Below are 8118 nucleotides of genomic sequence, written 5' to 3' on the forward strand. Positions count from 1 at the left end.
GCGGTGCGTACGTTGGAAGAAGCGGCGCGTGAAACCCTCGCTGCCGGGAACGTGACCGTTGCCGATATCGATCTGTATGTGCCTCATCAGGCCAATGTGCGGATTCTCAAAGCCGTGGCTGATCGGCTCGGGCTCCCGCTCGATAAAGTCATGCTCAACCTCGACCGCTACGGCAACACCTCCGCGGCCTCCATTCCCATTGCGCTCGATGAAGCCGTCCGGAAAGGCCGTATCAAAGAGGGGTCGCTGGTGATGCTGGGGGCGTTCGGTGCCGGATTGACGTGGGCTTCAGCCTTGATCAGGTGGTAGTCCAAACGAACCGCTGAGGGATTGAGGCGAAGAACTTTTCCCGTTGACTTTCCAAGGCATTTCTAAGATATCTAACCCCTTATGAATTCTGGAATTGGGTTTGTATTCCCAGGCCAAGGATCGCAGTCTGTGGGAATGGGAAAGGCGCTGTGCGAAGCCAACCCCCGTCTCAAACAGATCTATGAAGAGGCCTCATCCGTGCTTGGCTACGACGTGGCTGTGCTCTGCTTCGAGGGACCGGCTGAGAAACTGAATTTGACGGAACATACGCAGCCCGCGCTGTTAGTGAGCAGCGTCGCAGCGCTTCGAGCGTTGGAGCCAGCCGGGATCAAGCCGGTCGCCGTGGCCGGCCACAGTCTCGGGGAGTACTCTGCCCTCGTGGCGGCGGGAGGCATGGATTTTCGCGAGGCTGTGAGTATTGTCCAAAAAAGAGGACGCTACATGGCCGAGGCCGTGGCTCCTGGAACTGGAATGGTAGCGGCTCTCTTGGGGCTTAATGCTGATGTTGTCAAAGAAGCTTGCCGAGAAGCCCAGATTGCGGGGGTTGTGCAGGCTGCCAATTTCAATTCCCCAGGTCAGGTCGTCATTGCGGGTGAAAAATCTGCTGTCGAACGGGCCATCGAGATTGCAAAGAGCAAGGGTTGCAAAAAGGCTGTGCCGTTGCCGGTGAGCGTGCCGGTCCATACGCCGTTAATGCAAAAGGCGGCGGACCGGCTGGCAAATGACCTGGCAGCCGTTAGGTGGTCTGATTTGCAGATCCCGTTGGTCAACAATGCTGAAGCGAAGCAGATTCTGAAGGCCGCTGACATTCAACCGTCATTAGTTCGCCAGCTTCCCTCGTCCGTGCTGTGGGAGGATTCGATAAAGGAGATGGTCAGGATGGGGGTCAAGACGTTTGTCGAGGTAGGTCCTGGTTCGGTCTTGGCGGGGCTGATCAAGCGGATCGTGCCGGATGCAGTCACATTGAACGTGAACGATCCCAAGTCGCTGGACACGGCCCTTCATGCTTTAAGGGAGAAAGGCGAAACATAAGGGGTTTGGACACATCAGAAGGGAACAAAGCGTATGTCATTAGCGGGACGTGTAGCCATCGTCACAGGAGCGGCGCAGGGCATCGGGCGTGCCATTGCTGAAAAGCTGGCAGAGGCCGGTGCGGATGTGGTGGTGGCTGACCTCGACCCTACACGGTCGAAAGACACTGTGACGGCAGTCGAGAAGTTTGGGAGGAAGGCACTGAACGTGAAGGTGAACGTGGCCGACTCCAACGATACAAAAGCCTTGGCGGAGCATGTAATCAAGGAGTGGGGGAAGATCGACATCTTGGTAAATAATGCCGGGATCACGCGCGATGGGTTGCTGCTGCGGATGAAAGAGGAAGATTGGAATTTGGTACTGCAAGTCAATTTGAACGGGACGTTCAACTGCACAAAGGCGGTCTTGCAGCCGATGACCAAACAGCGCTATGGTCGCATCGTCAACATCGCCTCGATCGTGGGAGCGATGGGGAACGTCGGCCAGGCGAACTATGCGGCGTCGAAGGCTGCGGTTATCGGATTCAGTAAGACCGTCGCCCGTGAGTATGCGAGCCGGAATGTGACCGTGAATGCTGTTGCTCCTGGTTTCATTGATACGGCGATGACGCAGGGGCTCTCGGTGGAAGTCAAAGAGACGCTGCAGAAACAAATCCCGTTGGGACGGTTGGGTACGCCGGCAGACATTGCAAACGCGGTTCGCTTTCTTGTTTCCGAAGAGGCCGCATATATTACAGGACATGTATTACATGTGAACGGCGGTATGCTCATGTCATGATGAACGAGATTCGAAATTCATGAGTCAATCGCCGCGGCGCGGTGCCGTCGGCACAAGTTTCCACAGATCAGAAGGAGGGGCGTACATTTATGGCTACAGTGGATGAACGGGTGAAGAAAATCATCTCGGAGCAACTCGGGGTCGAGGAAGACGAGGTGACGCCTGAAGCCAGCTTCGTCGAAGACCTTGGCGCCGATTCGCTCGACACCGTCGAACTCGTGATGGCGCTTGAAGAAGAGTTCGGGATTGAAATTCCTGACGAGGATGCTGAGAAGATCCTCACGGTTGGCAAGGCCTTGGATTATATCAAGGAAAAAGCCTAAGACTTAGTGTGGTGTATTGATGAGCGATCGTCCCAATAGACGCATCGTCGTCACCGGACTCGGGTTGGTGACACCTTTGGGCACTGGTGTCGAAAAAACATGGAAAGCGATCTGTGCCGGGGAGTCCGGCATCGGCCGGATTACGAAGTTCGACCCCACCGGCTACGATGCCCAGATTGCCGGCGAAGTCAAAGATTTTGATCCCACCCAGTTTATCGAGAAAAAAGAAATTAAGAAGATGGACACGTTCATTCACTACGCCGTGGGAGCAGCCCAGTTGGCGGTGGATGATGCGGCATTAAAAGTGTTGCCCGAAGAGGCCACCAGAGTCGGTGTCTATATCGGGTCAGGCATCGGCGGGCTGGGGTCCATCGAGCACTACCACAATGTGCTCAAAGAAAAGGGGCCGGGTCGCGTCTCTCCCTTTTTTATACCCATGACCATCATTAACCTTGCGTCGGGCCAAGTGGCGATCAGGATAGGGGCAAAGGGGCCCAATTCCTGCGCCGTGACCGCATGTGCGACCGGCAATCACTGCATAGGTGATGCGTTCCGGCTGATCCAGCGAGGCGATGCCGACGTGATGATCGCCGGCGGTGCGGAAGCCGCGATTACGACACTGGGTGTCGCGGGATTTGCTGCCTCAAAAGCTCTTTCGTTCAGAAACGACGAACCGACAAAAGCTAGCCGCCCCTTCGACAAGGATCGTGACGGATTCGTCTTGGGCGAAGGCGCGGGTGTCGTGGTGCTGGAGGAATTGGAGCATGCGCGCCGGCGCGGCGTCCGCATCTACGCAGAAGTGATCGGGTATGGGATGAATAGCGACGCCTATCACATTACCGCCCCATCCGAAGAAGGTGAAGGCGCGATTCGTTGTATGGAATTGGCGATCAACGATGCTCGGATCGGGAAAGACGAAATCGGGTACATCAATGCCCATGGAACGTCCACGATGGCGGATGTCATCGAAACGAAAGCTATCAAAAAAGTTTTCGGGGAACGAGCGTCCCGCATTCCTGTCAGTTCGACGAAATCGATGACCGGACATTTACTTGGAGCCGCCGGCGGAATTGAGGCGGTCTTCAGCATTCTGGCCATCCATCGAGGTATCCTCCCTCCAACGATCAACTTGGACCATGCCGATCCCGAGTGTGATCTCGATTATGTGCCGCACAAGGCCAGACCCGCGTCCATCAACGTTGCGCTTTCGAATTCGTTCGGATTTGGCGGGGTCAATGCCTGCCTCCTCTTCAAGAAGCCTGAGGCGTGACCCGTCGAGAGCCGGGGGATCTGCCTCATGACTTCGGTTTCTCCTCTTGAATCGCTGCAAACAACCCTGGCTTACCGGTTTCAAAACCCTCGATTGCTCGAAGAGGCGCTGACGCACAAGTCTTACGTGAACGAACAGAAGGTTACGACGCTTACAGACAACGAGCGGATGGAGTTTCTCGGGGACGCGGTGTTGTCTCTCCTTGTAAGTGAGCATCTGACGAGCCTTTTGCCTAGGTCGACTGAAGGCGCACTTTCGAAACTCAAGGCGAGACTGATCAGCGAGAAAGTATTAGCTCAAGTCGCACGGCGGCTTGCGCTGGGAGATTCCTTGAAGCTTGGTCGAGGAGAAGAACGGTCAAAAGGCCGCGACAAGGATTCTCTGTTGGCTGATGCGATGGAGGCTGTCATTGCTGCGGTGTATATCGATGGAGGGTTGGACCAAATACGACGTGTCGTCGCCAACCTGTTTGCTCCAGAATATTCCCGTGTCGCAACACAACACTATCGCCCCGGGGCTGACGACTACAAAACGCAATTCCAGGAATGGTGTCAGAAACAGTTTGAAAGTCTTCCGCAGTATGCGATCGTCGGAGAATCCGGGCCGGACCATGACAAGCGGTTTGTCGTGGAGTTAACCGTACAGGGCACCGTCGTCGGCCGGGGATCTGGGCGTACCAAGAAGGAGGCCGAGCAGGCTGCGGCAAAAGAGGCGCTCGGTCGTGAAGAACGTTGATGACCACGTCCGCATGGTAAGATCTCGTGTGCAAACAATTGCTCTAGTGCAGGAGGGAGTTATGACGAAACGATCCATGTTATTTGTCTTTGCGTTTTGTGTGATGCTGAATGCGATGTGGTTGCTCGGTGGAGGGAATGTGTTTGCAGGCGAGCAGGTTGCTACAACCGGTCCGAAAGCCATCATCAAGACGAAGTTCGGCGATATGGAGCTAAGATTTTTCCCGGACAAAGCACCCAAGCATGTCGAGAATTTTCTTACCTTAGCCAAGTCAGGGTTCTATAACGGGACGATCTTCCATCGAGTGATTCCGGGCTTCATGATTCAAGGCGGAGATCCGAACACGAAGGACCCGAAGAAGCCGGAAACGTACGGGATGGGGGGACCAGATCATCGAGTCAAAGCCGAGTTCAACGATATTCCGCACCGGCGCGGGATCCTATCGATGGCCAGAAGCAGCGATCCCAACAGCGCGGGGTCACAGTTTTTTATTGTTGTGAAAGATTCTAATTTTCTCGACGGGCAATATACGGTGTTCGGCGAAGTCGTCAAAGGCATGGAAGTGGCGGATAAAATCGTCAATCTTCCCCGGAATTCACGGGATCTACCGGTAGAGCGTGCTGAGATGACTGTGGTTGTCGTGGAATAGGTTGGGTAGAGGCTGGTGATAATAGTGGAGGGAATCAGTAGAGTAGCAGGAGGGGTACTCCTGGGAGCTGTTATCGTCCTGTTTGTAGGCATGATTGTATCTTGCGCAAGCAAGAGCGAGGTTAAGGTGGCGCCTCGGCCCCCGGACCCCGGTCCCAAAGCCATCATTAAAACCAAGTTTGGTGATATTGAGATCAAATTCTTTCCCGATCTTGCACCTAATCATGTCGAGAACTTCATCAGGCTGGCCAAGTCCGGGTTCTACAACGGCACAATTTTTCACCGGGTAATTCCCGGATTCATGATTCAGGGGGGAGATCCCAATACAAAGAACGTCAGAAGGAAAGACATTTACGGCCAAGGAGGACCGAAGGACGATGAGGGGAATCCGATAAACATCAAAGCGGAGTTCAACGAAAAATCACACAAGCGAGGGATCGTCTCTATGGCACGGGCCGGTGATCCAGATTCGGCGGGATCGCAATTCTTTATCGTCGTTGAAGATTCATTGTTTCTGGACCGGAAGTATACTGCTTTCGGTGAAGTGACGAGGGGGATTGGTGTTGCCGACAAAATTGTCCAGTTGCCGAGGAACGAACAGGATCTCCCGAACGAGCGGGTGGAAATGACGGTCACGATTGTAGAGTAGCAATTCTCAGGTTATTTGATGCCGTCCAGGTAGGCCTGCAGTTTGGCCCGTTCAGACGGCAGGAACAACATGAAGCTCATCCCGAAGATCGTGCCGTTGACCCACCGTATGGCGGCACGTTCGACTTTCACCGGCGGGGTTTGTCCAGGTAGCCGGATGAGGACATGAAATTCCAATCCCTCGGCCACATTAATCTCCGATTCCGCCCGGCATCCCCCGGTGGAAATGTTCATGACATGTGCTTCCCCTTCAATGTCTTCCGAGGAGAATCCTAAGAGACACTGCAGATCGACTCGTCTTAATCTTCGAATTTTCCGTTCCTTCTCACCTGTCATGCTCTCGAACTCCGTTCAGCTAATGGTGATGTTCGCAGCCTGGTCCATGGGTATGCGCATGAGGCTCCGGTGCGGAAGACGGCATCAAGGATTGTCCCGGAAGGACGATATGGCCGGGTTCGTGCTGTTTGGTCAGGTGGGCGGCGATTTCAGGATGGTACACGCGGACGTAGCCGATGAGACCGCTCAGGAATCGTTGTGATTGGAACTCGGTACCTGAAAAATCCGAGATGAATTTAATGGCACGGTCGAGTACCTCCGGAGCCATCGAGGTGTCGGCGATCTGCTGAGGGTTCTGCTTCTTGAAACTGTCATACTCCTTCTTGAGGTGCTCAGCGAATACCGGCATGGGTGCCGCCGGTATGTGGAGAGGGCTGAGGGTCCTGCGCAAGGCTTGAATAGCCGCCACGACTTCAGCGTCTTGTCCGTCACGCCGTCCGTGAAAATAGCTGAACGTCACGACTTCAATCAGGTTATAGAGCGCGATGGCCTTCTCACCACCGAGTTCTCCCAGTTCGCGGTAGAACTCGCGCCGTACTGGCATGAATTGTTCGCTCAAACGCAGTTGCTGGTATTCACTTCCTGTGCCAAGGAAGACGCAATCTGTTGGGCAGGAGACGCGAACGATACGATGCTCACCGCAGCACTGGCTACAGATCAGTCCTCCGAGAGCCGGACAGGGCCGTTTGCCCTTGCGCTGCTTACAATAGACGCAGTGGCTCATTTCGTCGATGTTCCTCCTCCTGACGGTTTCGGCGGCGGGGGGATGAATCCATAATCCGCCAGCGTCCGTTTCTCCTTTCGAGATTTGCCTTCACTAGGCGCTTCCAATCCGTTCATTTCCGCGGCATGGGCGAATTCATACGGCACGAGAATGAGGTTGTTGGCGCGGTCGATGCCGATGTCGGCCGGGGACGGCAGATATTCCGCAATGACCTGGAAGCGTTTGTCCCATGTCATGCGCCAAACTTTTCCTGTCGTGAAATCCGAGACGTACATATTACCCCACCGATCGAAGTCGACGCCTATCAGGTTGGTGAACCGACCGGAAAAAAAGCCATTCGAGAAGAGTTCGGACAGTTCCCCATCGGGGGAAATCTCGAAAATCTTTCCTTTGTCCCAACTGACGGCGATGAGTTGACCGCTCTTGGGATGAATGGCTAGGCCTGAAGGACCGGCGAGTTCGGGATTTGAGATCAGGACGGAAACCTTCTTGGTGGCAAGATGGATCCGATAGATCCGATTTCCCTGCTGGTCCGAACAGTACAGCTGGCCATTCCCGTCAAAGACGACATCGGTCAAGTGTGCGGACGGATCAGGCATCGCAATCGTGGAAAGAGGCTTGCCGGTCGTGATGTCGAAAGACCGCAGCTGGTCGAGGTCAGCCACGTAAAGTGCCTGGTCGACAATAGCCATCCCTTTGGGTGCGTGCAAGGTGACTTCTCCGTTCCCGCCTTGCACGAATTTCACATGCAATAACTTTCCCTTTCCATCCAATTTCGTAATGAAGCCGTTATTGTCCTTTGCATCAGGTTCGCCGTTGACACTCGAAATGAAATATTCGTTTCCCGATGGGCTGCTGACGAAGCTGTAAGGGGATTGAAGGTTCGTCACGGTGATTTGGGCAAGGGCGGGAGAGAAGAGTAAACAGAAAAACCCTGCGCACGATAAAAGGCTTAGGCGTCTGTTATGGCACATGGAAGAACTGGATAAAAAAGGGTGTTTCAAGGGCAGCGCGATACTGTTGTTACTGATATCATATTCATCGTAGCTGTGTGGCAGAGAGGGTGTCAAGAAATGTCAGGGAGGGGGTAGGACTGGAGGTGGGGGAATGAGGCAGAAATCCTCGCCGCAGCCATTTGATCCTAGACCTCTGGCCCGGGCTCGGTCCAAGTCGTTGACTTGAATAAAATTGCCCTGCTAAGGTGCCGCGCGTAGAAAATAGGTGAAGGTTTAGGCTAAGGCTGAGGCCGAGTGAAGGCCTGAGCCGGTGATTCCCTAAGCCTCAGCCTTGACCTCAACCTAGAGTTTTGGAGGGAA

The 8118-nt window shown here is 54.4% G+C and carries 11 protein-coding genes; 8 read left to right on the plus strand and 3 right to left on the minus strand.

What is annotated here, in order from left to right:
- The 8 genes from ACWVCN_RS05400 to ACWVCN_RS05435 all read left to right on the plus strand — a co-directional run.
- The coding region (locus ACWVCN_RS05400) for a 3-oxoacyl-[acyl-carrier-protein] synthase III C-terminal domain-containing protein (protein WP_455244506.1) at window positions 1-309 on the plus strand (309 nt) is incomplete at its 5' end.
- A gap of 81 nt (window positions 310-390) precedes the next feature.
- The gene (gene fabD / locus ACWVCN_RS05405; protein ID WP_455244507.1) at window positions 391-1341 is read left to right on the plus strand and encodes an ACP S-malonyltransferase; all 951 of its coding nucleotides are present in this window, start codon (window positions 391-393) and stop codon (window positions 1339-1341) included.
- A 33-nt stretch (window positions 1342-1374) separates the two neighbouring features.
- On the plus strand, window positions 1375-2118 hold the full coding sequence (fabG, locus tag ACWVCN_RS05410) for a 3-oxoacyl-[acyl-carrier-protein] reductase (RefSeq protein WP_455244509.1): 744 nt from the start codon (window positions 1375-1377) through the stop codon (window positions 2116-2118).
- Between the two features lie 89 nt (window positions 2119-2207).
- Entirely contained in the window at window positions 2208-2441 is a 234-nt protein-coding gene (gene acpP, locus ACWVCN_RS05415) for an acyl carrier protein (RefSeq protein WP_455241969.1), read from the plus strand.
- 19 nt (window positions 2442-2460) lie between these two features.
- Complete coding sequence (fabF, locus tag ACWVCN_RS05420; RefSeq protein ID WP_455244510.1) at window positions 2461-3711, plus strand: beta-ketoacyl-ACP synthase II; 1251 nt, start codon at window positions 2461-2463, stop codon at window positions 3709-3711.
- 27 nt (window positions 3712-3738) lie between these two features.
- Window positions 3739-4446, plus strand: a complete 708-nt coding sequence (gene rnc, locus ACWVCN_RS05425) for a ribonuclease III (protein WP_455244511.1) — start codon at window positions 3739-3741, stop codon at window positions 4444-4446.
- A gap of 61 nt (window positions 4447-4507) precedes the next feature.
- Entirely contained in the window at window positions 4508-5095 is a 588-nt protein-coding gene (locus ACWVCN_RS05430) for a peptidylprolyl isomerase (protein ID WP_455244513.1), read from the plus strand.
- Window positions 5096-5221: 126 nt separating this feature from the next.
- Window positions 5222-5743, plus strand: a complete 522-nt coding sequence (locus ACWVCN_RS05435; protein WP_455244514.1) for a peptidylprolyl isomerase — start codon at window positions 5222-5224, stop codon at window positions 5741-5743.
- A gap of 11 nt (window positions 5744-5754) precedes the next feature.
- Here ACWVCN_RS05435 and ACWVCN_RS05440 read toward each other — a convergent pair whose 3' ends face one another.
- From ACWVCN_RS05440 to ACWVCN_RS05450, 3 genes are read right to left on the minus strand one after another with little or no spacing between them, the layout of a single operon-like run.
- The gene (locus ACWVCN_RS05440; RefSeq protein WP_455244515.1) at window positions 5755-6078 is read right to left on the minus strand and encodes a PilZ domain-containing protein; all 324 of its coding nucleotides are present in this window, start codon (window positions 6076-6078) and stop codon (window positions 5755-5757) included.
- Window positions 6079-6097: 19 nt separating this feature from the next.
- Complete coding sequence (locus tag ACWVCN_RS05445) at window positions 6098-6802, minus strand: hypothetical protein (RefSeq protein WP_455244516.1); 705 nt, start codon at window positions 6800-6802, stop codon at window positions 6098-6100.
- On the minus strand, window positions 6799-7692 hold the full coding sequence (locus ACWVCN_RS05450; RefSeq protein WP_455244517.1) for a Vgb family protein: 894 nt from the start codon (window positions 7690-7692) through the stop codon (window positions 6799-6801). Before ACWVCN_RS05450 ends, ACWVCN_RS05445 begins: the two co-directional genes overlap by 4 nt.
- Window positions 7693-8118: the final 426 nt, after the last annotated feature.

It is taken from the genome of Petrachloros mirabilis, from assembly GCF_975968855.1.

Excerpts from the sequence above, each read along its gene's own strand:
- ACWVCN_RS05430 (WP_455244513.1), top strand. The coding sequence starts at position 4,508 with ATGACGAAACGATCCATGTTATTTGTCTTTGCGTTTTGTGTGATGCTG.
- rnc (WP_455244511.1), top strand. The coding sequence starts at position 3,739 with ATGACTTCGGTTTCTCCTCTTGAATCGCTGCAAACAACCCTGGCTTAC.
- ACWVCN_RS05440 (WP_455244515.1), bottom strand. The coding sequence starts at position 6,078 with ATGACAGGTGAGAAGGAACGGAAAATTCGAAGATTAAGACGAGTCGAT.
- fabF (WP_455244510.1), top strand. The coding sequence starts at position 2,461 with ATGAGCGATCGTCCCAATAGACGCATCGTCGTCACCGGACTCGGGTTG.
- fabG (WP_455244509.1), top strand. The coding sequence starts at position 1,375 with ATGTCATTAGCGGGACGTGTAGCCATCGTCACAGGAGCGGCGCAGGGC.
- fabD (WP_455244507.1), top strand. The coding sequence starts at position 391 with ATGAATTCTGGAATTGGGTTTGTATTCCCAGGCCAAGGATCGCAGTCT.
- acpP (WP_455241969.1), top strand. The coding sequence starts at position 2,208 with ATGGCTACAGTGGATGAACGGGTGAAGAAAATCATCTCGGAGCAACTC.
- ACWVCN_RS05445 (WP_455244516.1), bottom strand. The coding sequence starts at position 6,802 with ATGAGCCACTGCGTCTATTGTAAGCAGCGCAAGGGCAAACGGCCCTGT.